The following is a 23,821-nucleotide window of genomic DNA, read 5'->3' as shown; positions in this document are numbered from 1 at the left end:
CAATGAAAATAACCCAGCAAATAACTGAAATTTCTCAAAAAACATGAACGACATTACTCTTGCGGAAATGATTGCAGCCATTGAAGATGAAACTTTAAAAGCCTGGTGGGAACAAATCGGCAATCTTCCAGAAGAATTTACAATGTGTGAATTTTTCATGAAATCGCTGCATGCGTGTTCAACTGCGGCTGCACTCAAGAATGAAAATCAAGAAGTGGGGCAGAAAATTCTCGGTTATCCGGCAGCAATTAATGGGGCTGTAGAAACCAGCAAAAACAATCATTTGTTTTTCCGAAGAACTGCTTCAATCACTTCGCTGGTAGTGATCGATCTTGATGGTTCTATTCCTTCAAACGGGTAAAGTAACTATTGGAAAAAAATCAAATCAACAACTAAAAAATAATCAATGACAAGACATAGCTTTCTAGTAAAATATCGCAGAAGTGGCGCTGGCGGAACAGGTACTGATGACTTTCGGACAACTTGCAGTTGCATTCCCCGCGTAGCAGATTTTCTTGACATCAAAAGCAGAAGTTACACTCCGAGCCCCGAAGATGTGACAGACAGAGCAGGTTACACAAGAAGCTATATCAAAGCAGACGGAAGCACGGGGGAAGTAACAGTTCCAGCAAGTAAAGCGGTTTACCTAGCTTTTGGCCGTCCTAACGCAAGAAAGGTTTCTTTAACCACTGGCTTGAAAACAACTAAGGGAAATAAACGAAAATTATCTTTTACGTTTCCCTCATTTTTGACAGTTGCCGAAATAGCTGATGTTTTGGGCGAACTGATTCCCGCTACCAAAATTGCAACTACTGCAACGGTAGGGGCTGGAGAAATTGAGCCTTTTTTCTCAATTAAAGGCGGAAGGACTTATCCTATTGCCTCTGCAACTGTTGCAGCAGCCTCAGCAAATCCAGATGTTGCTACCACAGAAACCGAACAAGCAACTACTGCAACTACAACAAAAAGCAAGAAGAAAAAACCTAAAACTACACCCTAACTAACAAGTATTTGTATGGCGGTACGGCGATATGTACGTACCGCCCGAGCAATTGGAATGATACAAAGACGATTTCAAAGGGGTCGAGGAATTTCTAATTGATTAGTAAATGAGTCTTGACAACCAGTCTAATTGGGAAGTTATTTACAGCGGTACGCATTCTGCTGCGGTAGGGCTAGAACAAGGTATTGGCAGGATTTTGATTCCGGGATCTTTTTCTCAGCACATCATTAGGGCTTATGCCAGTTCTTCGGTGGCAAAGCCCCGCTGGTGGCTGGGAGGAACTTTAACTCAAGTATTGAATAATGGTAGTGCTCAGGTTGACTTTGAAGGGTCACGCTGGCAAGTGCCTCTAAATAGAACTACGCTAATTTCACTTCCTGAACTCACTGGGGAATATCGGATCAAGTTTGAGCCTGCGCCGTGGCACAAGCAAATTCAGTTAACCCTTGAAATTTACAATAGCCCATGAATTTTACTTCTACTTTACTAACGATTGATTTGGCTGTAGTAAGCTGCATTCTTGGGTTGATGGTCTTAGTCTGGAACTCTCTAACGGAAATCCAAAAAGGGGCGGTTGCTGTTGCTAAGCATCAGACAGAAATAGAGAAAACTCTAGAATTTCACGAAAAAAGACTGGATAGTGTTGAGCAGTGGATTGCAGGAAATTCTGGATTGAGAGAGCGTTAAGAATGCCAAGAATTACTGCCAGAGCTTTACTCGCAGTTCCAGATCCAACTTTAATAGAGTTGGTTGATGCGATAGCTAAATTGTCCGAGGACAAAGGTTATTTGCAGGGAAAACAGGGATTTACAGAGACGATCGGCGAAACAGACTATTTGATTGGTGCACTGCGCGATCGCATTATAGAAATTCAAAGCAAATGACACCACACAAGCTGATTTTTACAATGCAGTTAAAACCTGCCACTGAGCTTTTGGACGGGAACTTGGAACTGATTTATCCCGACGGCGAGCCGATCGACTACCTTGCAACTTCCGGCTGCGCGGGCTGGCAACAGCCTGGGGACGAATGGGAGCGTGGCAAGGGGCCGATACCGCAAGGATTCGATTATGAAATTCCTACAAGGCCTTATTGGTCGGACACCCGCGGCATAGAGGGGCTGTTTTTCCACATCACCCCCGATCCGGTTGTCTCTCCCGGCGGGCGAACTCGATCAGAGTTAGGAATCCATTTCGATGCCAACCTTCCCGGCTCTGCTGGGTGCATTGTGCTGAGAAATCGATCTGGATGGGAGAAGTTTTGTCAGAGGATGGAGGCGATGGCGCGATCGGGGATAAAACAGATTCCGTTGAAGGTGGTCTACGCGTAAGTCATTACTGGGGATTCATCTTAACGGGTACTCGGACAAGGGGGATTTGTAGCGGCAAGGAGAAATCTGGTTTTTGAGTGTATTTCGGGCTGCGACACCGAATGTTTTCAGTATGTTTATTTGTACCTAGTTAGTTAAGTTCAGTCGATCGGCATTTAATCGTGTTTCGCAAATCTGATATAAGATCGAGCTAAATTTCTCGTGTGAGAGTAGAGGCATTTGTGAGCCAACAAGATATCTTAAATTTAGCAAAAGAAGGCGATGCCAGGGCGATCGCATTTCTGATCGGCCAAGCACTCCAAACCTTCGGCGTCACGGCTAAAGGCAGCTTGGAAAATAAAACCCTGCACCTCCTGCTGGAAGCAGAACAATTGCCCGCAGAAGAAGCCTGTCTCCGAGTCGCAATCAAAGGGTTGCAGCGACTGCAACCAAATAACATTTACGGATTAACAGTGTACGGGCGGCGCGAAGGCGAGCAATTGCCCGCTTGGACTCAGACGGTAGAATTAAAACAACGCTTGGCTAGTGCACCGGCAACCGCAGCCGCATCAGTGAGTGTAGCCACACCCGTAACCGTAACCGCACCAGTGAGTGTAGCCCCTGTCAAAATTCCTGTAGCTGTCGCCAGTGTACCCACTGCCCCAATTCCTGTAATTTTGCCCAAAATAGAAACACCTCAAAATATCACAACCCCACCCATTCAAATACCAGAAAAATCCCCCCGCAAATCCTATAGAATCCCAACTCCCAAAACCACAAACCAACGCCAACAAAAGCCATCACAGCCGCCAGATACAATCCCAACTCCCAAAGCCACAAACCAACGCCAACAACAGCCATCACCGCTACCAGATTTAGCCCGTCGTAAAACTAAAAAATCTTGGCTGTCAGTCGGTACTCTCAGCCTGATTTTCGTACCGATAGCAGGCTTTGTACTCGGTTCTCAATTCAATAAATCCTCAAGCACCGCTACAATTAACCATGTCATCTCAAAGCCTGCGGTACAAAAAGTAGGCGCGGCAAAGCCATCCCGCAAGGAATCTATCCCAGCGTCAGCATCCGCCGCCAAACCCGCATCGCAATCACCATCCCAGGCAGCAAAAATACCTGCAAATTTGCCCGCAACTGTCAGCATCAAAGCAGTTGGCGACATGATCCCCGGCACCAATTTCCCCTACAATAAACTCCCGGAAAATAAGGAGCGTTTATTTGAATCGGTAAAATCCTACCTACAAGGAGCCGATATTCTGTTTGGCAATTTTGAAAGCACGATGACCGATTATCCTTACAGTTCCAAAGGAGGCGGCGGAGGAATGCTGTTTGCCTTTAGGACGCCTCCGAGTTATGCCAAAATCTTCAAAGATGTTGGTTTTGACATCTTGAATATTGCCAACAATCACTCCTACGATTTTAACGAGCAGGGATTTAAGGACACGATCAAAAACATCGACAGCAACGGCATGAAGGCTGTTGGCAAAAGAGATCAAATTGTTTATCAAAATGTCAAGGGCGTCAATGTTGCTTTTATCGGTTTCAGCAACTACGGCGAAGTTCACAATTCCTTGCTGGAACTGAAAGCGGGGGCAGAAGTTGTCAAAAAAGCGAGGCAAAAGGCTGATATTGTAGTCATCTCAGTTCATGCTGGAGCTGAAGGAACCGGAGCTCAGAATGTGAACAATAGAAATGAGTTCTTTTACGGAGAAAACCGGGGAAATATGGTGTTGTTTTCGCGGACGATGATTGATGCGGGAGCAGATTTGATTTTGGGACACGGCCCCCACGTTACAAGAGCTTTGGAACTTTACAAAGGGAAATTGATCGCGTATTCCCTGGGCAATTTCATGGGTTATCGCACTTTGTCCACAGCCGGAGCACTGGGTCAATCTCTGATTTTGGATGTAAAAATGACTCCAAAAGGGGATTTTGTTTCTGGTAAGATTATCCCCATCGAACTTAGCAGCCAAGGTATTCCCTCAGTGGATGAAGATTTTCGGACTGTGGGGTTGATTCGCCGTTTGACAAAGAGCGATTTTCCTAATACTGGTTTGATGATTGATGACAAGGGACAAATTTTGAAGAAGAGTAAGTAATTATTGGGAATTGGGAATTGGGCATTGGCCAAACAGGTCATTGGGAATTAGTGAGTAGGGTGCGGATCCTTCACAAATTCCCAAAGAAGATAGACAATCTCATGGATCCGCACCACATAATATTCAGGTGCGGATCCTTCACAAATCTCTGCTGTTCTATCAAAAAATTCACAGCGACGCACCCTACAAAATGACTAATTACCAATCACCAATTACCAATTACTAATAACTAATAACTAATAACCAATAACCAATAACCAATAACTAATAACTACTCATAAACCATTGCTTTCAAAGCTTCTTTCATTTCCTGTGCTGTCGTCGTCGCCGTACCGAATTGACGCACGACAATGCTAGCGGCCAAATTGCCCAAAACTGCTGCTTCCCAACCGGATGCACCGACGCACAAAGCTAAAGTCATTGCTGCTACGACTGTATCTCCAGCACCAGTTACATCGAAGACATCAGTCTTGTTAAAAGGGGGAATATCCCAGCTTTGAATGGCAAATTCCCCGTTTTCACAAGTGGATGTTGGAGGGGGTGAATTTTTGATTGGTTCAACCTTCACCCTTTCAAACAAACTCATCCCTTCTTCGCCGCGAGTAATCAGGATTTTTTGAGCTTGAGTTAAGTTCAATAAATCGCGTCCTGCTTGCATTAAAGTTTCAGGGTTTTTGATAGCATATCCGACTGCTTGCTCGGCTTCCGGTAAGTTCGGAGTAAACAGCATCGCTCCAGAATATCGCTGCAAATTTGTTTGAGCGTCTACAATTGTTTTGCCGGGAACCACTGCCGATTCGATCGCCAAACGAGTCAAAACTCCGTCGCCGTAGTCGGAACAAACCACCGCATCGACTGTCGGAATTTGCTGCCGGATGTAGTCTGCTAATTGCAATTGCAAGTCTAAATCCGGCAACTCGTCAGATTTGCGATCGACTCGGACAATTTGTTGAGTCACCGACTGCCGCGCGTGCCCGGAAATGCGAGTTTTGGTAACGGTTGGACGCTGCGAATCGATTAAAATCCCAGCCGTATCAATTCCCGCCGCCTCAAAAATACCGCACAAAGCCTTTCCCTGGTCGTCTTTTCCTACCAAACCAGCAACTTTTACTTTGCCTCCCAGTTTGGCTAAATTGTAGACAGCATTTGCGCCACCTCCGGGTAATTGCCGAGTATTCTCGTAGCGCAAAATCAACACAGGTGCTTCGCGGGAAATTCGCTCTACTTGTCCGGTAAGAAACTCGTCCAAGGTCAAATCTCCGATCGCTAATACCTGGGCTCGATCGAAGCAGTCTAATCTTTTCAACAATTGCTCAGTTGAGGCACGCAGTTGAGGCAAAAAATCGGAATAGTCGTTAGTCATTAACCAAAAAAATGAGACTGAGGAGTTGATAGTTGAGCGTGGCACGAGCGGCAATTAAAAAATCTTAATAAAGATTAATAATTGATTTCCTCCCTGGTTTGATTTTTAACTTTTAATTGATTTTCCCACTGAGATTGTGAGAAATCGGTTGCAGGCGGTTGGCTATCGCGCGCGATCGACAAATTTAGCAAAAAAACTGCGGAGAGAAGGAACCCATTGAAATAAAGTGAGAAAGTTTCACCGTGTAGAAGTTTCCTTCTACATGAGTGTCTTCTGCACGAGTACCTGTAAAAGACCGCAGAATTATTTCGATTTCATCTGCTTGATGATCGTAATCACCTGAGTCATTTGTTTTTTGAGTGCATCAATTTCCGCTTGCATTTTCGCCATTTGCTTAGTCATCACCTGAATTTCGGCAGCACCGGCTCCAGAACTCGGTACAGCAGTGGCGGCGGCAGGGGCTTCTGGTACTGGTTTCTTTTTAGCCAGTACCATCGCCGATTTGATCGCCTCGGTTAGCTGCTTTTTCTCAAAAGGTTTAGCGATGAATGCAAAGAAATGCTTCTCGAAGGGTTTTGGAATTTTCTCCATCACCTCTTCTTCGCGCCCCGACATGATCACCAAAGGTATCTTGCAAAGCACCGGATGGGCTTGCACTTTTTGATACACTTCCCAACCACTGACTTTGGGCAGTAGGAAATCTAACATAATTAGATTCGGTCGGGCTTCACGGATCAGTTTGAGTCCTTCTTCGCCGTCTTTTGCTTCTAGAACTTCAAAGTTACCTTGAGGTAACATCTCTCGAACTCGAACGCGGATGACTTTACTGTCATCGATTACCAAGATTTTTTGACCAGCCACGACTGACTCCTTCAGTAATGAGTGTTGAGGGTCTCAGGGCCATTGAGAGCCACTGAGATTTTTTGAATAGATCGGAAACCAATTTCAAAGGCATTGTCAAGGTGCCTCGCTTTGGCTAAAAACAACTATCTTTCGATGCTGCAATCGCGCTTACGTTATCCTTTTCAAATGCTTTCTCGGTCTATCACTTTGGCCAGTTCGGTACGCTTCCCATCCTGCTGTTACTTGCTCTTTTTGTTTAACGCCCCAATGCGTTTACTAAGTGGCCGGAATTTCTCCGTACTAGGATAGTTCGTTACGCAGACAGATTTACTTACTTGCCTCTAGATTTTGACACTCTCCGACTATAGTGGAACGGAGATTCTTAAGAAACAGCCTGGCGATTGTTCTTAAAGGCGCTGTCAAATCGCCGCTACACGTTCAACCTCACTGACTTTCGCCACGATCGCCATGAGCATTACGTCTACTTTTTTGCTTTATGCTTTCGTTCGCACTTTTCAACACGAAGCCAGTTCGGTACGTTCCCCATCCTGCGTTGCTTGGCTGTGCTGCAAGTCTTTCCCAGTCTAAAATGCTGAGGGTGTCTTACTGCCTGGAATTTCACCGTTCTAGGAATGGTTCAGCAAGTTGATACGCCTACTTGTTTAGCACAATTCAATTCTAATCTAGAGTAATGGCAGCCTTCAAACGGCTGCTGCTGCGTTTCATCCCCGGCTTGAAAGACCGAGGTTTGCGCGTGATGCGCTATAGACTACATACCACGGGGACTAAAGTCCTCCGAGTCGCTTTCCTCTCAGGACTGAATGAAGTCTCTGAGTTTGCCGCTTCCCGTGTGGTCTTGTGATTTGCAATCTTTAGTATATCCCTAAGAGAATTCTACCTAGAATTCTGAACGAGTTTAGTTTAGCTGCAATTGATCCGGATTCTGATTTGGGGTTAGATTCCTACAAGTTGAGGGACTTTGATTTCGGATACGATCGCATATATTAACTCGATCGCCATGCAGGTTTTATGTCGCCCCAAACTCCTCAAACTCCTACTGTCAAAGCAACTGCCGCTCAAATGCGGAGCGAAATCGAGGCGATGCCGGATTGGCTGCGACGGCCGATTGGCAAAGCTAGCGAACTTTCCGCAGTGCAGAAAATTATCAAACAGCGGCAAATTCATACGATTTGCGAGGAAGGCAGATGTCCCAACCGGGGCGAGTGTTACGCCCAAAAAACGGCGACTTTTTTGTTGATGGGGCCGACTTGCACCCGTGCTTGTGCTTTTTGTCAAGTAGATAAAGGTCATTCTCCGATGCCCCTCGATCCCGAGGAACCGCAAAAGGTGGCCCAGGCGGTGCAATTGTTGGGTTTGCGCTATGCAGTGCTGACTTCGGTAGCGAGGGACGATTTGCCGGATGGAGGGGCGGGTTGGTTTGCGTTGACGATCGCCCAAATCCGGCACTTAAACCCCGATACTGAGGTTGAGGTACTAACGCCGGATTTTTGGGGAGGCATCGGTAGGGGCGGTGCCCCCGCGCCCGCCCCCGGGGAGAATTCCGGGCTTGATGAGTTGCAGCGGGAGCGGATTCGGACGGTGGTGGAGGCAAAACCGGCTTGTTACAACCACAATATTGAGACGGTGCGCCGGTTGCAAGGGCCGGTGCGGAGGGGGGCCAAGTACGATCGCTCGATCGACCTTCTGCGTATCGTCAAGGAATTTGACCCAACTATTCCCACCAAATCCGGTTTGATGTTGGGGCACGGGGAAACCGAGACCGAGATTGTGGAAGCGATGGCCGACTTGCGGGATGCCAAGTGCGATCGGCTCACCCTCGGTCAATACATGAGACCATCTCTAGAACACCTCCCAGTCCGCAAATACTGGACGCCAGCCGAATTTGACCGTTTCGGGTCGATCGCCCGCGAGATGGGGTTTGAGCGAGTGCGATCGGGGCCCCTAGTCCGCAGTTCCTACCACGCCGGAGAGAGCCATTGAAATCAATCTGAATTCAACTCGGTATCAAGTCCTAGTTACAAAAAATAACACTCTTAGATTGTGTCATGTGCGACGCTCTCTGCTATTTGTGAATACAGTGACTTGTGAATTAGGAGCTTGAATTATGGCAGACATAGCAAAGAACCAATTAAAATCCGACTCCGTGATGAAAACGGGCAAATTCCCTTACACCTTTCGCGCAGCCTGGTTTTTGGGTCTGTTAGGTATCAATTTGCTGGTTGCAGCCTATTATTTCCATATCATTGAATAGTTCTGCAAGTTGACTTTGAGCAGACCCTGCTTTTGGGTAGCTCAAAGTCGGAGAGAGGGAGAGGGAGAGGGGAAGAGTGGGAGAGTGGGAGAGTGGGAGAGTGGGAGAGTGGGAGACTTTTTCCTTCTTACTACTTACCTTTTCCTTCTTACTATAGCGGTTCTCAGAAAGATGAGGTACGTTGTTGGGCTTCAGCCCTTTTGGTTTCAGTGGTTATATAACCTGTCAGTCATACCTCACCTTTTTGAGAAAGGCTATATTTCCCTCTTCCTTCTTACTATTTCCTTCTTCCTTCTTCCTGATGAATAATGACTAATGACTGCTGTTCGCGAGCGGGGACGATCGCACTTCTGACTAATGACTAATGACTGCTGTTCGCGAGCGGGGACGATCGCACTTCTGACTAATGACTAATGACTGCTGTTCGCGAGCGGGGACGCTCGCACTTCTGACTAATGACTAACGATTTCTTGATGCTTCTAACTTAGACAACCGCTCTTGAATTTTGAGCACATCCTGCTTAGTTTCAATTGCCAAAGTTGCTAAATTGTCAAACATCGGATCTTCCGAAAGCATTCTAGGATTTGTCCGGCTCGAACTCGGACGGTTCGGAGACTGAGGCCGATTAACTCCAGAACCTTGAGACTGCAAACTGTTGATTTGTCCGCGGAGTTCAGCAATTTGACTTTCTAATTGAGTAATCCGAAACTCTAATTGACTGGTCAATTGAGCCGGGGTAAAAATTGGCGAAATAGTAATTGCTAACGCGCAAACAAGACACAAAAAACCGATTTTTATGGCGTCGCGATGGCGAATATTTTTCGGCATAGCTTTAATGATTTAAATCATAGCATTTATACTCTAACAAATCGCTGCTATTTTTGACCTCTATCAGAAGTATGTGTTATGCCAACTAGGAACGTAGTTATTTTCATGTTCGATGATGTCGAGGTACTGGACTTTGCCGGGCCTTTTGAAGTGTTTTCGGTGACATCAGAATTAAATAAGGATTCACGACCTTTTGCAGTCTCTACCGTAGCCGAAAATCCCGGTGCAGTCAGCGCGCGCAACGGTTTGAGCGTAAATCCCCATTGTACTTTTTCCGATTGTCCGCCACCCGATATTTTAATTGTACCGGGAGGACTAGGCACGAGAAAGTTAATCGATAATTCAGCCGTGATTAACTGGATAAAAGATTGTTCGCAAACAGCAGAATTAGTGCTTTCTGTCTGTACGGGTTCGCTGCTGTTGGCAAAAGCTGGCTTGTTGGAAGGTTTGGCCGCAACTACACACCATGGGGCATTGGATTTGTTGAGAGAATTAGCTCCGAATACAACTGTTGTTGAAAATCAGCGATTTGTCGATAACGGCAAAATCATTACATCTGGGGGAATTGCTGCGGGAATTGATATGTCTTTGCACGTTGTCGGCAAGCTTTTGGGAACAGCGCAAGCCGCACAAACAGCAGATCATATGGAATATACAATTAATAATTGATAATTGGGAATGGAGTATAAAAATTAGGTACGTTGTTGGGCTTTAGCCCTCTTTATATATACGTCGAAAGAGGGCTAAAGCCCAACAACGTACCTTTGTGTGTAGTTGGGCTTGAGCCTCCTTTATATATACGTCGAAAGAGGGCTAAAGCCCAACAACGTACCTTTGTGTGTAGTTGGGATGCGAACCCTCTTAATTTGACACTAATAGCTGTGTTCGTAGCTAGTTAAGAATCTTCGCCCCAAACTCGAAGCTGAATATAAACTAATATCAAAGCTATCGCCATCAGAAAAGTTGCTGCTGCGGCTGCATAGCCAAAATCGAATTGGGAAAAAGCTTGCTCGTAAATATAATAAACTAGCAAATTAGTAGAGTTCAAAGGGCCGCCGCCGGTGATGACATAGACTTGCTCGAAACTGCGTAGAGTAAAAATAGCTGTAGTAATGGTAGCAAATACTAAAGTCGGCCGCAAACCGGGTAAAGTGATGTGCCAAAATTGCTGCCAACCATTAGCTCCATCCAATTCTGCTGCTTCGTAACGATTTACCGGAATTGCTTGCAATCCTGCTAAAAATACTACCATATTAAAGCCTAATTGTTTCCAAACACTGAGCAGAATTATGACTGGCATTGCCCAAACTGTGCTGCTGAGCCAAGGAATTGGATTTAAGCCGATCGCCCTTAGCATATCATTCACCGGGCCTTCGGTCTGAAACAACCACCGCCAACCCAAGCCAACAGCCACTAGAGAGGTAATCGAAGGGATAAAATAAGCAGTGCGGAGAGCTCCTCGCCAAGCAAACGAGCGATTTAGCAAAACTGCCAAACCCAACGGAATTATTAAACTAGGAATGACTGTCGCGGTTGTAAAATAGATCGTGTTTTGGAGAACTTGCCAAAAATCCGGATTTGTGAGCAGGCGCGAGTAGTTATTGGCGCCAATCAAACGCACTCCCGACTGGGTAAAGCTGCCTCTGGTAAAGCTAAGGTAGAATAAATAGGCGATCGGCCAAATCAAAAAAGTACCCAGAAACAGTAAAGCTGGGGCCAGAAATGTCCAAGCTGCGATCGACTCATTGTCCAACCAGTTAAAACGCCCAGATTTTATCGGAACCATTGGCTTGTAAATTTTAGCTTTTAGTTTTAAATGGTATCACAATATAGGTCAATGTCAAAATGAAATTGCTCGATATATTAGCAAATATACCCACTATAGAAACTGAAAGGCTCCTGCTCCGAAAAATCACTTTAAATGATGCCAGCGATATGTTTGAGTATGCTTCCAACCCGGAAGTCTCCGAATACACAATGTGGTCAACCCACACCTCCATCGAAGACACTAAATACTTTCTTAAGTCTCTGACAAAAATGTACAAAAGAAAAGAGCTTGTAGATTGGGGAATTGTCCACAAAGCCGAGAAAAAGTTTATCGGGACTTGCGGATATGTGGAATGGAGCATGACGCACAGCCGCGCGGAAATTGGCTATGCACTTTCTGCGAGATATTGGAGAGAAGGATACATGAGCGAGGCTGTCAATGCAATTATTGAATTTGGCTTTCGGGAGATGTTGCTAAATCGAATTGTGGGTAGATGTGAAGTTAACAATATTGCTTCGGCGAGGGTGATGGAAAAAGTGGGGATGCAGTTGGAAGGGATTTTGCGACAGCAGCTATTTGTCAAGGGCAGATATTGGGATCTGAAAATTTATTCGCTTCTGAGGGAAGAGTTTTTTAATGGTATTGTTGTAGAATCTGATTGAATGTTTTTCAGGCTATTTAAACAGTTGACAGTTGACAGTTGACAGTTGATAACAATTTTTTATGAGGCTGCTCCCAAATCCGATCCCCCCCTAACCCCCCTTAATAAGGGGGGGGACAAGATTTTTCTCAAAGTCCCCCTTCTTAAGGGGGATTTAGGGGGATCCGATTCTATGCAACTTCACATTAAATTGGTATGACAGTTAACCAACAACCAACAACCAACAACCAACAACCAATAACCAATAACCAATAACCAATAACCAATAACCAATAACTTATGACGGTTAACCCAGTATCTACTAATTCCACTGCCAGCCTGATTTCTCCTGAGATTGGCTTTCCGGCGATCGATCCGACTCATCCACCGTTAAAACTAGGAGTTTTAGCCTCTGGTAGCGGTAGCAACTTCGAGGTAATTGCCGAAGCCATCCAACAGGGACAACTCAACGCTAAAATCCCAGTGTTAATTTACAACAATCCCGAAGCTAAAGCTGTCGCCAGAGCGGAAAAATACGGCATTCCCTCGATTTTGCTCAATCACCGCGATTGCAAAAGCCGCGAAGAATTAGATACAAAAATTGTTAAAACTTTTCAATCCCATGATGTAGAATGGGTGGTGATGGCGGGTTGGATGCGAATTGTTACCAAAGTTTTGCTTGATGCTTTTGCAGACAAAGTTATTAACATTCACCCCAGTTTGCTGCCGAGTTTCCCAGGCATTCGCGCCGTTGAGCAAGCACTCGCCGCTAAGGTGAAAATAACGGGATGTACGGTGCACATCGCTCATTTGGAAGTAGACAGCGGGCCGATTTTAATGCAGGCTGCGGTGCCGGTATTGCCTGATGATACGCCAGAAACGCTGCACGCGAGAATTCAGGTGCAAGAGCATAAAATTATGTTAGGCGCGATCGCACTTATTGCCGATCGACCTCCTGTTTAATGTCTGAATCTTGGCAGCAGACAATTATACCAAATTTCGCCACCGAGAGCAACCACCGAGGTTATGATTGTCCGTAATGTCGATCGCACTTTTCCGCAAATTGCGCGGTTATCATCGAAAACATTGTGACTAAAAACCCTACCAGTGCCGCATCTTCCCCAGAATTGCCTGTCAGCGACTCGCCCGAAACTGGCCCGCCGCTGACTGATTCTAATAGCCTGAAATTAATTCTCAAAGAAAGACTCAAAAAGAACATCGGCATCAAGGGAGAATTTTATCTACCTTGTTTGCCATCAATGCTAGACGACTATCTAAAATTACTCTCAGACTTCTTAAAAGTTCTCGGACAAAACCTCGACGCTGCCCAAACCGAAAATTTGCGAACATTAATCGCTAACGCCTTAACAGAAGGATTCAAAAATTCTCCCCACGCTAATCTCATCGTCTCATACTTTCCCGCCAATCCCCAAACTGGCTTAGGCGGCGGGATTACTCTGAATACCAAGATTCAAGTCGAATCGATGGCCCAGAAATATCATACCTGGCCGGATATTCGCCCCGAACCTTTATTTGGCAGCCATCCCGATGCTAAAGTCATGGCAATTGTCGCCGAATTAGGGGAACCGGGTAAAGCAGCTATTTTAGATGTCGGTGCGGGCCCAGGGCGCAATAGTCTGCCTTTAGCTAGGTTAGGACATTCCGTGGATGCGATCGAGCTAACGCCGATATTTGCCGAAAAACTCTCAGCAGCAGCCACCGCCGAAAAGTTGCCGATTCATGTCATCCAAGGCGACGTTTTAGATCCTTTATTGAGGATGAAAACCTATCGGTACAAATTAGCGATTGCTACCGAAGTTCTCTCGCACTTCCGCTATCCCGAACAAATCCGCTTATTTCTCGGCAAAATGTCCGATGCTGTGTTAAGTGGCGGGTTTATCTTGTTCAGCACTTTCTTAGCTGTCGAGGGCTATGAACCAGATGAGATGGCAAAACAAATGTCAGAATTGTGTTGGTCTTATTTAATTACCAGACAAGAATTGGAAGCAGCTATCGAGGGTTTACCGTTAGAAATTATTGCCGATGAATCGGTGATTGAATACGAACAAAAACATTTGCCTGATTCTGCGTGGCCGCCGACGCCTTGGTTTGTCAGTTGGGCGAGTGGGCGCGATTTATTTCCGGTGCAAGAAACGCCGCCGTTGGAGTTGCGGTGGATACTGGTTAAACGCTTGTAGAGTGTGTTGTAATATCATGTCATCTCGCACAAACACAATCAAAAACGTTCGTAGTGAGGACTTTAGTCCGCATCAAATGAGAGAGGACTAAAGTCCTCACTACGAACCAATTTTACCTAACAGTAAAAATCTACTATTAAACCTCGGAGGCCCGCAATTGTCCGCAGGCGGCATCTGCTTCTAAACCACGAGAATATCGCACGCTAACTGCAATTTTCTTTTCCTTCAAAACCGTCACAAAATTGTTAATTCGATTGGGAGTTGGCCGCTGATATTCAGCTTCTTGAATCGGATTGTAAGGAATCAAATTGACGTGACACTGAAAGCCGCGCAACTGACTTGCTAACTCGGCGGCGTGTTCCGGTAAATCATTCACATTAGCTAAGAGTACGTATTCAAAGCTTAACCTACGTCCAGTCGATCGCACATATTCGCGGCATTCTGCCATTAACTCACCCAAAGGATAAGGGTGGGCGCTGGGAATCAACTCTTCGCGCAGTCTTTGATTGGAGGCGTGGAGGCTGACGGCGAGGGTAACTTGCAGTTGATGTTCAGCTAGTTGGGTGATGCGATTGCGGATTCCGACTGTGGAAATGGTGATGTTTCGCTGTCCAATTCCTACGTCTTGATTCAAACACTTGACAGCAGCTACGACATTATCGAAATTCAGCAGGGGTTCGCCCATCCCCATAAATACGATGTGGCTGACTCGGCGGCCGAAATCTTGCTGTACTGTCAAGACTTGATCGACGATTTCGTGTTTTTCTAAGTTGCGCTTGAAACCGCCTTTACCCGTGGCGCAAAAGTCGCAGCCCATCGCGCAGCCAACTTGGGCTGAGACGCACACTGTCAGCCGTTTTTCGGTGGGAATGCCGACGGTTTCAATGATTTGACCGTCTGCTAATTTTAGGAGATACTTTACGGTGGAGTCTGGTGCGACCGATCGCAAATGAATAGTCGATCGCCCGATCGGAATTTTAGCAACAGTCTCGCGCCATTGTTTCGAGAATACAGAAATGTCAGAGATCGATCGCGCCCCTTTCTCATAAATCCACTGATACAACTGTTTCCCGCGATAAGCCGGTTGTCCCTGCTGCTGTACCCACTCCGTTAACTCAGCCAAATTCGCGCCCAACAACGGCGGAATTTTACCAGACTCAACAGCCAAAGCATCAGTCTTGCGAGACTGATTCGCATCCCTGGAATTACCAGAAGAGTACACCTGAGAAACGGAAGTAGGAGACATAGGTCATCAGAAAATTTAAAACCACCCTCTATATTAAAACTTTTCGACCAAAGCTGCCACCTATCGGTGACGAAATTGGCGAAAATAGACTTGGTAAATTTTTTGTGGCACTTAACTTGATGAGGATGACAACTGCTTGCGTAGCTTTCCGCATGGCATCTCTATATACCTATATATTGCATAGGCTAATATCAAGGAAATCAGCATACTTATCGCTCCTTGCAAAACCACATAAACTTGAGGTAAATAAAGATAAACAGCCTTAATTACAGTATGGTGTACTAAATAAAGCGAGTATGAAAGCAAACCGATAAACCGCATCCAATTCCAATTGAGAATTTGAAATACTCCCCAATCGGGAAAACGGATAGCAGCCATAAAAAGACCATGTAGTGCAATACCTTGAATAGTGTAACGCACTGTACTTTCAAATTCACTAGAATCACATATAAACGATAAAATAATTACAGTAATTCCGGCTGGTAGTACGAAATACTTCCACAGTCTATCAGAGCCATAGGGAGCATCTAATACTGGGTTGCCATTGACCGCTAATGCACAGCCAAACAATATACTATCTATTCTCGTATCTGATAAAAAAATGATGCTATTTTCATCTGCTCCCCTGCCAAACACTAGAACACATCTCCAAATTAGAATAGCTAAGCAAATCCCCCAAATAATTAACATTTGCCTTTGGGGACTCACACGCATTTTGAGTAAACTTATGTAGAGAAAAGGGAAAAGACAGTAGAAGTGTTCCTCCACCGCCAGAGACCAATATACCTGAGTACCAGGAGCTACTCCGGAACCACCAAAAAAAGTTACATAATAGTTATAATAATGGAGAGCCTGGCTTAAAAAAGCTGGTAGTTGTATTTCTCCTTCAAGTACACCTATCCAGGTCAAGATAGATGCTAGGAATAAAATTACATAAAACCCAGGCAAAATTCGCAGAATACGTCGTAAATAAAAATGTTTTAAATTAATGAATTGGTTTTGTTCATATTCACGTCTCAGCAAAGTTGTGATCAAATATCCACTTAAAAAGAAAAACACTGTTACACCAAAGGCCCCAGGGAAAATATTCTCGCCCCCTGCATGAGATAAAAAGACAATGAAAAAAGCAATCGTCCTAATTCCGTCCAAGGAAGGAATGTAAAATTTGGATTTTACCATAATTTTTTTCTAAAGAATATTATTTTTTTGATTAGTGCATACTAACACCCATAGTTTTTTTATGTCAAGCCCGACTGATGCTTACAGCCTATCCCCAGTTTATGAAGTGCAGTATGGAGGGCAGTGCCTTGTCCCAACGGGAATTGCTCGATAAGCGGGTGTACTTCCTAAACCTGCAACCTGCTGTATATTCCTGGAGGCATTGCAAGGTAATTCTGTGATTCTGAGTGTAGCCTTTGAGTCCGTCGTGTCACGTCAACAAGGTTGCAATAACAGAAATCTCGACAACAAAGTTAATTTTCGGCGAAATTCCCCAAATATTGCGTGTAAATGACCGCAGTCACCTAAAATAAACTCTGTAGTTTGTGAAAGGGTATGCAAATTTGACAGCTTTCCACCAAAAATAATTCAACTTTCATGGTGCTAAATATTCTTGCGCTGCCTTTAGGTTTTCAATTCACATCCCCGGGCCCGATTATCTTTCAACTCGGCCCCGTAGCCGTTCGTTGGTACGGGCTGTTGATAGCTTCTGCCGTTTTGATTGGGGTCAGTCTGTCCCAATATTTGGCCGAAAAACGCCGCGTTAACCCGGAATTGCTGGGCGATTTAGCAATTTGGCTGGTTCTGGGCGCTATTCCTTGCGCTAGAATTTATTACGTGGCTTTTGAGTGGCAGCAATACGCCCAGAGACCTGAAGATATTATTGCGATTTGGAAAGGCGGAATTGCCATTCACGGCGCAATTTTGGGCGGCACGATCGCAGCTTTGATTTTTGCGAAAATCCAGCGAGTTTCTTTTTGGCAATTGGCCGATTTGATCGCACCTTCGGCAATTCTTGGTCAGGCGATCGGACGTTGGGGAAATTTCTTTAATTCCGAAGCTTTTGGCAGTCCTACGGATTTGCCCTGGAAACTCTATATTCCGGCAAACAGTCGCCCGATCGCCTATGCTAATTTTGAATACTTCCATCCCACTTTTCTCTACGAATCTCTGTGGAATTTGACAGTATTTGGGTTGCTGCTGACTTTGTTTTTCCGCGATTTGCAGGGCAAAATTAGGTTAAAAACAGGTGCTTTGTTTTTGGTTTACATCGCAGCTTACAGTTGCGGTAGAGTCTGGATTGAAGGGTTGCGAACTGATAGTTTGATGTTCGGGCCGCTGCGGACGGCGCAGATGGTAAGTTTGACTGGGATTGTGTTAGGTTTTGGCGGGTTGGCTTGGCTTTATTTGCTCGATCGACCTTTGCCAGATGTTGTATCAGCCACGGGCGATCGCACAAAGGTTGCTCCCAAATCCCCAGAGGATCAATAAAAAACCCCAGAGACGTTAGTCTCTAGGGTTCAAAACCAGGGTGCATCTACCATCCCTTACTTCCAACCAAAATAGGTGCATCCGGAAACGCCAGTAAATTTCGCAAATTTTTTATCAGCAATGAGTTTGACAGAGATTCAATCCCTAATTCCAGGCGTATACATTGTAGGTGCAGGCCCCGGAGACCCGGATTTGTTGACTGTTAGGGCTCAAAAATTGCTGGCCCAGGCCGATGTCATATTATTTGCCGATTCCCTAGTTCCAAAGCAAATTTTAGAGGGGGTGCGCGCGGATGCTGAAGTTATCCAAACGGCAGATAAGACTCTCGAAGAGATTGTACCTTTGATGGTGGATCGAGTGCGAGCCGGCAAAAGCGTCGTCCGACTGCATTCGGGCGATCCCTGTCTCTACGGCGCAGTCGGCGAACAAATGCACGCTTTGGCTGAAGCGGGAATTGCTTTTGAGGTAATTCCGGGAATTAGCGCTTTCCAACTTGCGGCGGCTAAACTTAAAATTGAGTTGACAGTTCCCGGAGTTGTGCAGACAATTATTTTGACCAGAATTAGCGGCAGAACTGAAGTACCAGAACGTGAAGAATTAGCTGGTTTGGCGGCTCATCAAGCGAGTTTGTGTCTGTATTTGAGCGCCCGCCATGTCGAACAGGCTCAAGCTAAGTTGATGGAATATTACCCGTCTGATTTGCCTGTGGCGATTTGTTATCGGTTGGGCTGGCCTGATGAGAAGATTGTGCTGGTTCCTCTTGACAAAATGGCGATCGCCACTCGCGAACATAATTTGATCAGAACGACGATGTATGTGATTAGTCCGGCTTTGGGAAAAGAGGCCCAAGGGCGATCGCGCTTGTATCATCCAGAGCACGATCGGCTATTTCGTCAGTAGTTATTGGTTATTTGTTATTGGTTATTTGTTATTGGTTATTTGTTATTGGTTATTTGTTATTGGTTGGTTCCTATTCCCTATACCCAATGCCCTATACCCAATGCCCAATGCCCGGCGCGGGCCTTCTTCCCAATAACCAATGCCCCATTCCCAATGCCCAATGCCCCATTCCCAATGCCCAATGCCCTATTCCCTATTCCCTATTCCCCATTACCAATGAAAGATTTAACTCGCAGACAATTTATCACTGTCACCGCATTAACCGCCGGATTTGCATTAGCAGTTCATCCTATTTCTTTGGCAACTATTACCACAGATGCAACGAATTTAGTTGCAGGTGAAGTTAAAATCCCCGTGAAAGACGGGCAGATTCCAGCATACAGGGCAATGCCGGCCAGCGGTAGCAATTTTCCAGTCATTTTAGTGATTCAAGAAATCTTCGGGGTTCACGCGCACATCCAAGATATTTGCCGCCGTTTTGCTAAATTAGGTTATTTGGCGATCGCCCCAGAGATGTTTGCCCGTCAAGGTGATGTTTCTAAAATCACCGACATTCAAGAAATTGTCAGTAAAGTTGTCTCCAAAGTTCCCGACGCTCAAGTCATGTCCGATTTAGATGCTACCGTCGATTGGGCGCAAAAGTCAGCCAAGGGCAATATTGATAAGTTAGGGATTACCGGATTTTGCTGGGGTGGCAGAATTGTGTGGCTGTACGCAGCCCACAACCCGAAAGTCAAAGCTGGTGTGGCTTGGTACGGGCGTTTGGCTAGCGATTCTACGCCTTTGACTCCCAAAGGGCCGATCGACCTTGCAGCAACTTTGAAAGTGCCAGTATTGGGGCTTTACGGTGGCAAAGATGACTTAATTCCCAACGATACAGTCGAGAAAATGCAACAACTTCTCAAAACTGGTACCAGCGGTTCCGAAATTGTGCTTTATCCAGATACACCCCACGGTTTTAACGCCGACTATCGCCCCACTTATCGGGAAAAAGAAGCCAATGATGCTTGGAAAAAGCTGCAAGATTGGTTTAAAAAGCACGGAGTTGTTTGAGAGTTTTGAGCAAGGGAGTCGCCAGTGGACAGTTAAAAATATCGTCACTGGTAACTCGACCCAAAATCAAGCAATTTCTTGTTGCAATCCCTCACTCGATTTAGATTTCATGCTGAATAGAACAACACCAACTACTAGAATTAAAACAACAATTGTTCTCCAGTGAATCAAAAAAGGCAAACCCGCTGCTAAAAATATCCGTCTCGGAAAAAAGAGCAGAAAAACTAAGGCAATACTGCCGAGCAAAGCTTTGCGGTTATTGCTGCAATACAGCCACAGCGAAGTCAGAATCGGGAACAAACCTACATAATCGTAAACGTGAGTATATCCCAGAAAGGTGAAGGATATACCCATCAGCAGAGCCAACACATCTTCGCGATTAATTCTATTGCGAAACACCCACAGCACAACCGCTAAAATTACTGCCACAATCTTGATAGCCGGTACCTTCAAGCCTAAAGAAGCGAAAAGACTTTCCATACCAACTTTATCTTGAAACCCCGGTTGATTGAAAGGCAAAGAACTATAGCTGTCTAGAATTCCTTGATGCCATGCTGCCAGCATCCCAACTGGCCCGCCGTACAGCACCAATGGGTAAGCGCTCATAATTATAACCGTTGCCAAGGCTACAGCTAATATTTTCCAGTTCCGTTCTAGCAAAAACCAAATACCCAGCAATAAGCATAGTTGCGGCTTAAAACTGGCTATACCCAAACAGATACCTGCCAATACAAATTTTTGCCGTTGGCTGAAGAACCAAGCAGCCATTGTCCCGGCAAAAGCCATCAAAGAAGTTTGACCCATCCACACAACGTGGGCAGTGAATGGGTTGCCGATAATCATCGCAGCCATCACCAAACTGCCGAGTTGATTTTGACTGTTATTTTGATGTTGGTTGATGGTGCGAACTGTCATCGCAATAATAGCTGCGATTGACAGCAAGTTGAGTAATAGCCAAACGAATTTGGCAACAGGGTAATCGAAAAGACCGACAAACATAAACAATGCGGCTGATTGAGGAGGATAAAAGAAAGCCGCATCTTGAAGCGTGTCAATTTCTTTTATTGTCGCTACACTCTGAGTCAGCATATCGTGGTTGTAGGGATTTAAACCCTTCAGCCAAGCACGCCCAGCAGCGTAAAGTACAGAACCGTCAGCATTTAGCTGGCCATCTCTGCCAATCCCTATTATGCCGAAACAAATTAGAGATAATATACTGACTGCTACAAGACCTAAACCAAAGTTCCGTTTAAACGATTCTGTCATCGAATTATCTCCGGTTTTGTTAACTAATTGAGTGACTGCGTTTAGATTCTAAGATTAATAGCTAAAGTCTTAACATAGTATATAGTTGGTTGTCAAAACATCGGAAAAACTCAATTTAAGTTAATAAAAATAAATATTGTGGCAAGCAGAAAATTTGGTTGTGAAAAAACTAATATTGGCAATCTCAAGATTCTCCGTGTGGCGCATCGCCCTTAAGACAGTTGGGTTTGTGGACGGGACATTGGTAAACTGGGCGGTGTAGAATTATCGATCGACAGGTAAGCCCGTGCTAGACGAACAAGCTAAAAAGACCCTCCTCCGCAAAATCCCTCACGGATTGTACATTTGCGGTGTCAAAGACGGGGAAGAAGTCAACGGTTTCACCGCTAGCTGGGTGATGCAATCTTCCTTTACCCCTCCCTTAGTCGTCAACTGCGTCAAGCAAGACTCCAAATCCCACGCCATGATCAAAGCTAGCGGTGTGTTTGCTTTGAGTTTCCTGGAAGCTGGACAAAAAGAGTTAGCCCAGAAATTCTTCAAGCAGCAGCGCCGCGTTGGCAATAAATTTGAGGATGTAGAATTTTATCTAGGCGCCGAAACCGGTTGTCCGATTATTTCGGATACTCTGGGTTACATTGAGTGCAATGTTGTTGGTGCTGTGGAACACGGAGATCACACGGTTTATGTCGGTGAAGTTATCGGTGCCGGTGTTCATCGCGAGGGCGATCCGTTGCTATTAGAAACGACGGGCTGGAATTACGGCGGTTAACAACTTGGCAATTGGCAATTGGCAATTGGCAATTGGCAATTGTCAGTTGTCAGTTGTCAGTTGACAGTGGTTAATTGTTAGGCGATTGACAATAGATAAAAAATCGCCGACAATTTTGTCAGAATTTTCTAATGTTAAAATTGGCACGTGGACGAAAATACATTTAGCGGGAAGTTGAGCATTGCGAATATGTTTTAAAACTGCGTAATAGAGAGCTTCACAAACATATTTTCCGGCTTCGTAACTGATTTCTGTGGTGCATAAATCAGCGACTAGCGGTTCGAGATTGACTTTTGTTTTCAGAATGTCTGTATCGCAGCAAGCGCAAGATTCTACGGTTAATTTTTCCCGGCTTTCGGCCATGCCGCAGCAGATAATGGTTTCGGGTTGGATTTGGTTGATTTGGGCGATCGCCAAATTCGGCGCTTCCTGAAAATCTACGGGCAGTTTTCTCAAAAAAGTTAGCGAATCAGGCAAAGATTGAATTTGGGAAATTTTGGCTAATAAATCGTCGGAAGAGTTGGATTTCTGATGGGGAAGCCAAGTATCAAATGATGTTAATAAAAATTTTGTTGTCATAAATGATTGGGAATTGGGAATTGGGAATTGGGAATTGGGAATTGGGAATTGGGAATTGGGAATTGGCAGCAACATATAACCAATAACCAATAACTAATAACAACTGACTAATGACTGATTGTATGCAATAATAGCGATATTGATAATATAAGGCAAGTAAGTCAATGTCTGTCATCGCAGTAGTGGACTATGACATGGGCAATCTGCACTCTGTCTGTAAAGGCTTGGAAAATGTGGGTGCAGTGCCAAAAATTACGGATTCTCCTGCTATCATCGAGCAGGCTGATGCGGTGGTTTTGCCGGGAGTGGGTTCCTTCGATCCGGCAATGCAGAATTTACGATCGCGCAATTTGATAGAACCGATAAAAAGTGCGATCGCCTCGGGAAAACCTTTTTTAGGCATTTGTTTGGGTTTGCAAATCCTGTTTGAAAGTTCGGAGGAAGGCGTAGAACCAGGCTTGGGCGTTATTTCGGGCAAAGTCCGCAGGTTTCAGTCGGAACCGGGGCTGACAATTCCGCACATGGGATGGAATCAATTAGAATTTGCTCAGCCGAATCAACCGCTGTGGGAAGGTTTACCCTCCGATCCTTGGGTTTATTTCGTGCATTCTTATTATGTCGATCCGGTTGATTTGAAAGTGCGATCGGCTATGGTGACTCACGGAAGTCAAAATGTGACGGCGGCGATCGCTAAAGATAATCTGATGGCGGTGCAGTTTCACCCGGAAAAGTCTTCGAGTACGGGATTGCATATGCTGTCAAATTTTGTCAGTCTGGTGAGAACAAAAGTTGCTGCTTAGGTAATAGATATCTTGCAAAATGTCTATTAAATCCAGGTACGTAGTTGCGCTTTAGCGCTCTTTTGGGGATATCGGAAAGAGCGCTAAATCCCAAATTACGGACTTCTTAACACAGTCAAAAATATGTTGACTATCAAACGTCGGAAAGAGCGCTGAAGCGCAACTACGTACCTCATACCTCAATTAATTTTAATATTTGCGGGAAGAGCGCTTAAGCGCAACTACATACCTCATACCTCAATTAATTTTAATATTTGCGGGAAGAGCGCTTAAGCGCAACTACGTACCTCATACCTCAATTAATTTTAATATTTGCGGGAAGAGCGCTGAAGCGCAACTACATACCTCATACCTCAATTAATTTTAATATTTGCGGGAAGAGC

General features: G+C 45.1%; 26 protein-coding genes. 18 read left to right on the top strand and 8 right to left on the bottom strand.

The annotated features are described in order from the left end of the window. Positions 1 to 43 precede the first annotated feature (43 nt). The 7 genes from JGK11_RS19560 (at position 44) to JGK11_RS19530 (ending at position 4,423) form a co-directional block, all read left to right on the top strand. Entirely contained in the window at positions 44 to 361 is a 318-nt protein-coding gene (locus JGK11_RS19560; RefSeq protein WP_293185063.1) for a hypothetical protein, read from the top strand. Positions 362 to 406: 45 nt separating this feature from the next. After that, on the top strand, positions 407 to 1,000 hold the full coding sequence (locus JGK11_RS19555; protein WP_293185061.1) for a hypothetical protein: 594 nt from the start codon (positions 407 to 409) through the stop codon (positions 998 to 1,000). A 109-nt stretch (positions 1,001 to 1,109) separates the two neighbouring features. Further along, positions 1,110 to 1,472 (top strand): hypothetical protein, encoded by a 363-nt coding sequence (locus JGK11_RS19550; RefSeq protein ID WP_293185059.1) that lies wholly within the window; start codon positions 1,110 to 1,112, stop codon positions 1,470 to 1,472. Beyond that, positions 1,469 to 1,690 (top strand): hypothetical protein, encoded by a 222-nt coding sequence (locus tag JGK11_RS19545; protein ID WP_293212543.1) that lies wholly within the window; start codon positions 1,469 to 1,471, stop codon positions 1,688 to 1,690. The genes JGK11_RS19550 and JGK11_RS19545 overlap by 4 nt, the downstream gene beginning before the upstream one ends. A gap of 2 nt (positions 1,691 to 1,692) precedes the next feature. Beyond that, on the top strand, positions 1,693 to 1,887 hold the full coding sequence (locus JGK11_RS19540) for a hypothetical protein (RefSeq protein WP_293185055.1): 195 nt from the start codon (positions 1,693 to 1,695) through the stop codon (positions 1,885 to 1,887). Beyond that, positions 1,884 to 2,333: a hypothetical protein gene (locus JGK11_RS19535; RefSeq protein WP_293212541.1), complete on the top strand. Its 450-nt coding sequence runs from the start codon at positions 1,884 to 1,886 to the stop codon at positions 2,331 to 2,333. Before JGK11_RS19540 ends, JGK11_RS19535 begins: the two co-directional genes overlap by 4 nt. Positions 2,334 to 2,554: 221 nt before the next feature. Continuing rightward, a complete protein-coding gene (locus JGK11_RS19530) occupies positions 2,555 to 4,423 on the top strand; it encodes a CapA family protein (protein ID WP_293212539.1) in 1,869 nt (622 codons plus the stop codon). 271 nt (positions 4,424 to 4,694) lie between these two features. On the opposite strand, the gene JGK11_RS19525 is transcribed toward JGK11_RS19530, so the two are convergent. Both JGK11_RS19525 and JGK11_RS19520 read right to left on the bottom strand, forming a co-directional pair. Then, on the bottom strand, positions 4,695 to 5,786 hold the full coding sequence (locus JGK11_RS19525; RefSeq protein ID WP_293185051.1) for a PfkB family carbohydrate kinase: 1,092 nt from the start codon (positions 5,784 to 5,786) through the stop codon (positions 4,695 to 4,697). A gap of 303 nt (positions 5,787 to 6,089) precedes the next feature. Beyond that, positions 6,090 to 6,647 carry a response regulator gene (locus JGK11_RS19520; RefSeq protein ID WP_293185050.1) on the bottom strand — a complete coding sequence of 186 codons (558 nt, stop codon included), beginning with the start codon at positions 6,645 to 6,647 and terminating at the stop codon, positions 6,090 to 6,092. Between the two features lie 1,011 nt (positions 6,648 to 7,658). Between JGK11_RS19520 and JGK11_RS19515 the strand changes: the two genes are divergently transcribed. Together JGK11_RS19515 and psaX are read left to right on the top strand one after the other, a co-directional pair. Then, positions 7,659 to 8,630 carry a lipoyl synthase gene (locus JGK11_RS19515; protein ID WP_293190402.1) on the top strand — a complete coding sequence of 324 codons (972 nt, stop codon included), beginning with the start codon at positions 7,659 to 7,661 and terminating at the stop codon, positions 8,628 to 8,630. A gap of 124 nt (positions 8,631 to 8,754) precedes the next feature. Next, positions 8,755 to 8,901: a photosystem I protein PsaX gene (gene psaX / locus JGK11_RS19510; RefSeq protein WP_293185047.1), complete on the top strand. Its 147-nt coding sequence runs from the start codon at positions 8,755 to 8,757 to the stop codon at positions 8,899 to 8,901. A 459-nt stretch (positions 8,902 to 9,360) separates the two neighbouring features. On the opposite strand, the gene JGK11_RS19505 is transcribed toward psaX, so the two are convergent. Next, positions 9,361 to 9,729, bottom strand: coding sequence for a hypothetical protein (locus tag JGK11_RS19505; protein ID WP_293190404.1), 369 nt, complete (start codon positions 9,727 to 9,729; stop codon positions 9,361 to 9,363). 78 nt (positions 9,730 to 9,807) lie between these two features. Between JGK11_RS19505 and JGK11_RS19500 the strand changes: the two genes are divergently transcribed. After that, a complete protein-coding gene (locus JGK11_RS19500; RefSeq protein WP_293196722.1) occupies positions 9,808 to 10,398 on the top strand; it encodes a DJ-1/PfpI family protein in 591 nt (196 codons plus the stop codon). A gap of 226 nt (positions 10,399 to 10,624) precedes the next feature. Here JGK11_RS19500 and JGK11_RS19495 read toward each other — a convergent pair whose 3' ends face one another. Then, complete coding sequence (locus JGK11_RS19495) at positions 10,625 to 11,515, bottom strand: sugar ABC transporter permease (protein ID WP_293212537.1); 891 nt, start codon at positions 11,513 to 11,515, stop codon at positions 10,625 to 10,627. A 59-nt stretch (positions 11,516 to 11,574) separates the two neighbouring features. Between JGK11_RS19495 and JGK11_RS19490 the strand changes: the two genes are divergently transcribed. The 3 genes from JGK11_RS19490 (at position 11,575) to JGK11_RS19480 (ending at position 14,335) form a co-directional block, all read left to right on the top strand. Next, positions 11,575 to 12,159: a GNAT family protein gene (locus tag JGK11_RS19490; RefSeq protein WP_293185041.1), complete on the top strand. Its 585-nt coding sequence runs from the start codon at positions 11,575 to 11,577 to the stop codon at positions 12,157 to 12,159. 278 nt (positions 12,160 to 12,437) lie between these two features. Further along, complete coding sequence (purN, locus tag JGK11_RS19485) at positions 12,438 to 13,100, top strand: phosphoribosylglycinamide formyltransferase (protein ID WP_293185039.1); 663 nt, start codon at positions 12,438 to 12,440, stop codon at positions 13,098 to 13,100. Between the two features lie 125 nt (positions 13,101 to 13,225). Continuing rightward, entirely contained in the window at positions 13,226 to 14,335 is a 1,110-nt protein-coding gene (locus tag JGK11_RS19480; protein ID WP_293185037.1) for a class I SAM-dependent methyltransferase, read from the top strand. Between the two features lie 136 nt (positions 14,336 to 14,471). Here the strand turns inward: JGK11_RS19480 and rlmN are convergent, their stop codons facing one another. Both rlmN and JGK11_RS19470 read right to left on the bottom strand, forming a co-directional pair. Beyond that, a complete protein-coding gene (gene rlmN, locus JGK11_RS19475) occupies positions 14,472 to 15,581 on the bottom strand; it encodes a 23S rRNA (adenine(2503)-C(2))-methyltransferase RlmN (protein ID WP_293185035.1) in 1,110 nt (369 codons plus the stop codon). 111 nt (positions 15,582 to 15,692) lie between these two features. Beyond that, entirely contained in the window at positions 15,693 to 16,760 is a 1,068-nt protein-coding gene (locus JGK11_RS19470) for an acyltransferase (RefSeq protein WP_293185034.1), read from the bottom strand. 417 nt (positions 16,761 to 17,177) lie between these two features. Between JGK11_RS19470 and lgt the strand changes: the two genes are divergently transcribed. From lgt to JGK11_RS19455, 3 genes are all read left to right on the top strand, one after another. Then, entirely contained in the window at positions 17,178 to 18,071 is an 894-nt protein-coding gene (lgt, locus tag JGK11_RS19465; RefSeq protein WP_293185033.1) for a prolipoprotein diacylglyceryl transferase, read from the top strand. A 120-nt stretch (positions 18,072 to 18,191) separates the two neighbouring features. Next, positions 18,192 to 18,971, top strand: coding sequence for a precorrin-4 C(11)-methyltransferase (gene cobM, locus JGK11_RS19460; protein ID WP_293185032.1), 780 nt, complete (start codon positions 18,192 to 18,194; stop codon positions 18,969 to 18,971). Positions 18,972 to 19,187: 216 nt separating this feature from the next. Then, positions 19,188 to 20,024: a dienelactone hydrolase family protein gene (locus JGK11_RS19455; protein WP_293196723.1), complete on the top strand. Its 837-nt coding sequence runs from the start codon at positions 19,188 to 19,190 to the stop codon at positions 20,022 to 20,024. Positions 20,025 to 20,090: 66 nt separating this feature from the next. Here the strand turns inward: JGK11_RS19455 and JGK11_RS19450 are convergent, their stop codons facing one another. Beyond that, the gene (locus tag JGK11_RS19450; protein WP_293185030.1) at positions 20,091 to 21,290 is read right to left on the bottom strand and encodes a glycosyltransferase family 87 protein; all 1,200 of its coding nucleotides are present in this window, start codon (positions 21,288 to 21,290) and stop codon (positions 20,091 to 20,093) included. A 286-nt stretch (positions 21,291 to 21,576) separates the two neighbouring features. Between JGK11_RS19450 and JGK11_RS19445 the strand changes: the two genes are divergently transcribed. Then, on the top strand, positions 21,577 to 22,059 hold the full coding sequence (locus JGK11_RS19445; protein WP_293149208.1) for a flavin reductase family protein: 483 nt from the start codon (positions 21,577 to 21,579) through the stop codon (positions 22,057 to 22,059). A 42-nt stretch (positions 22,060 to 22,101) separates the two neighbouring features. On the opposite strand, the gene JGK11_RS19440 is transcribed toward JGK11_RS19445, so the two are convergent. Further along, positions 22,102 to 22,638 (bottom strand): peptidase C15, encoded by a 537-nt coding sequence (locus JGK11_RS19440; protein WP_293185029.1) that lies wholly within the window; start codon positions 22,636 to 22,638, stop codon positions 22,102 to 22,104. A gap of 164 nt (positions 22,639 to 22,802) precedes the next feature. Between JGK11_RS19440 and hisH the strand changes: the two genes are divergently transcribed. Continuing rightward, the gene (hisH, locus tag JGK11_RS19435) at positions 22,803 to 23,438 is read left to right on the top strand and encodes an imidazole glycerol phosphate synthase subunit HisH (protein WP_293185028.1); all 636 of its coding nucleotides are present in this window, start codon (positions 22,803 to 22,805) and stop codon (positions 23,436 to 23,438) included. Positions 23,439 to 23,821 lie beyond the last annotated feature (383 nt).

The sequence above is a fragment of the Microcoleus sp. PH2017_34_RAT_O_A genome, assembly GCF_020737885.1.
In the GTDB taxonomy this organism is placed as follows: Bacteria; Cyanobacteriota; Cyanobacteriia; order Cyanobacteriales; family Microcoleaceae; genus Microcoleus.
The sequence above is the reverse complement of the archived record's forward strand: the minus strand, read 5'-3'. Positions and strand labels throughout refer to the sequence as shown.

Excerpts from the sequence above, each read along its gene's own strand:
- JGK11_RS19560 (WP_293185063.1), top strand. The coding sequence starts at position 44 with ATGAACGACATTACTCTTGCGGAAATGATTGCAGCCATTGAAGATGAA.
- JGK11_RS19555 (WP_293185061.1), top strand. The coding sequence starts at position 407 with ATGACAAGACATAGCTTTCTAGTAAAATATCGCAGAAGTGGCGCTGGC.
- JGK11_RS19550 (WP_293185059.1), top strand. The coding sequence starts at position 1,110 with ATGAGTCTTGACAACCAGTCTAATTGGGAAGTTATTTACAGCGGTACG.
- JGK11_RS19545 (WP_293212543.1), top strand. The coding sequence starts at position 1,469 with ATGAATTTTACTTCTACTTTACTAACGATTGATTTGGCTGTAGTAAGC.
- JGK11_RS19540 (WP_293185055.1), top strand. The coding sequence starts at position 1,693 with ATGCCAAGAATTACTGCCAGAGCTTTACTCGCAGTTCCAGATCCAACT.
- JGK11_RS19535 (WP_293212541.1), top strand. The coding sequence starts at position 1,884 with ATGACACCACACAAGCTGATTTTTACAATGCAGTTAAAACCTGCCACT.
- JGK11_RS19525 (WP_293185051.1), bottom strand. The coding sequence starts at position 5,786 with ATGACTAACGACTATTCCGATTTTTTGCCTCAACTGCGTGCCTCAACT.
- JGK11_RS19515 (WP_293190402.1), top strand. The coding sequence starts at position 7,659 with ATGTCGCCCCAAACTCCTCAAACTCCTACTGTCAAAGCAACTGCCGCT.
- psaX (WP_293185047.1), top strand. The coding sequence starts at position 8,755 with ATGGCAGACATAGCAAAGAACCAATTAAAATCCGACTCCGTGATGAAA.
- JGK11_RS19505 (WP_293190404.1), bottom strand. The coding sequence starts at position 9,729 with ATGCCGAAAAATATTCGCCATCGCGACGCCATAAAAATCGGTTTTTTG.
- JGK11_RS19500 (WP_293196722.1), top strand. The coding sequence starts at position 9,808 with ATGCCAACTAGGAACGTAGTTATTTTCATGTTCGATGATGTCGAGGTA.
- JGK11_RS19495 (WP_293212537.1), bottom strand. The coding sequence starts at position 11,515 with ATGGTTCCGATAAAATCTGGGCGTTTTAACTGGTTGGACAATGAGTCG.
- JGK11_RS19490 (WP_293185041.1), top strand. The coding sequence starts at position 11,575 with ATGAAATTGCTCGATATATTAGCAAATATACCCACTATAGAAACTGAA.
- purN (WP_293185039.1), top strand. The coding sequence starts at position 12,438 with ATGACGGTTAACCCAGTATCTACTAATTCCACTGCCAGCCTGATTTCT.
- rlmN (WP_293185035.1), bottom strand. The coding sequence starts at position 15,581 with ATGTCTCCTACTTCCGTTTCTCAGGTGTACTCTTCTGGTAATTCCAGG.
- JGK11_RS19470 (WP_293185034.1), bottom strand. The coding sequence starts at position 16,760 with ATGGTAAAATCCAAATTTTACATTCCTTCCTTGGACGGAATTAGGACG.
- lgt (WP_293185033.1), top strand. The coding sequence starts at position 17,178 with ATGGTGCTAAATATTCTTGCGCTGCCTTTAGGTTTTCAATTCACATCC.
- cobM (WP_293185032.1), top strand. The coding sequence starts at position 18,192 with ATGAGTTTGACAGAGATTCAATCCCTAATTCCAGGCGTATACATTGTA.
- JGK11_RS19455 (WP_293196723.1), top strand. The coding sequence starts at position 19,188 with ATGAAAGATTTAACTCGCAGACAATTTATCACTGTCACCGCATTAACC.
- JGK11_RS19450 (WP_293185030.1), bottom strand. The coding sequence starts at position 21,290 with ATGACAGAATCGTTTAAACGGAACTTTGGTTTAGGTCTTGTAGCAGTC.
- JGK11_RS19440 (WP_293185029.1), bottom strand. The coding sequence starts at position 22,638 with ATGACAACAAAATTTTTATTAACATCATTTGATACTTGGCTTCCCCAT.
- hisH (WP_293185028.1), top strand. The coding sequence starts at position 22,803 with ATGTCTGTCATCGCAGTAGTGGACTATGACATGGGCAATCTGCACTCT.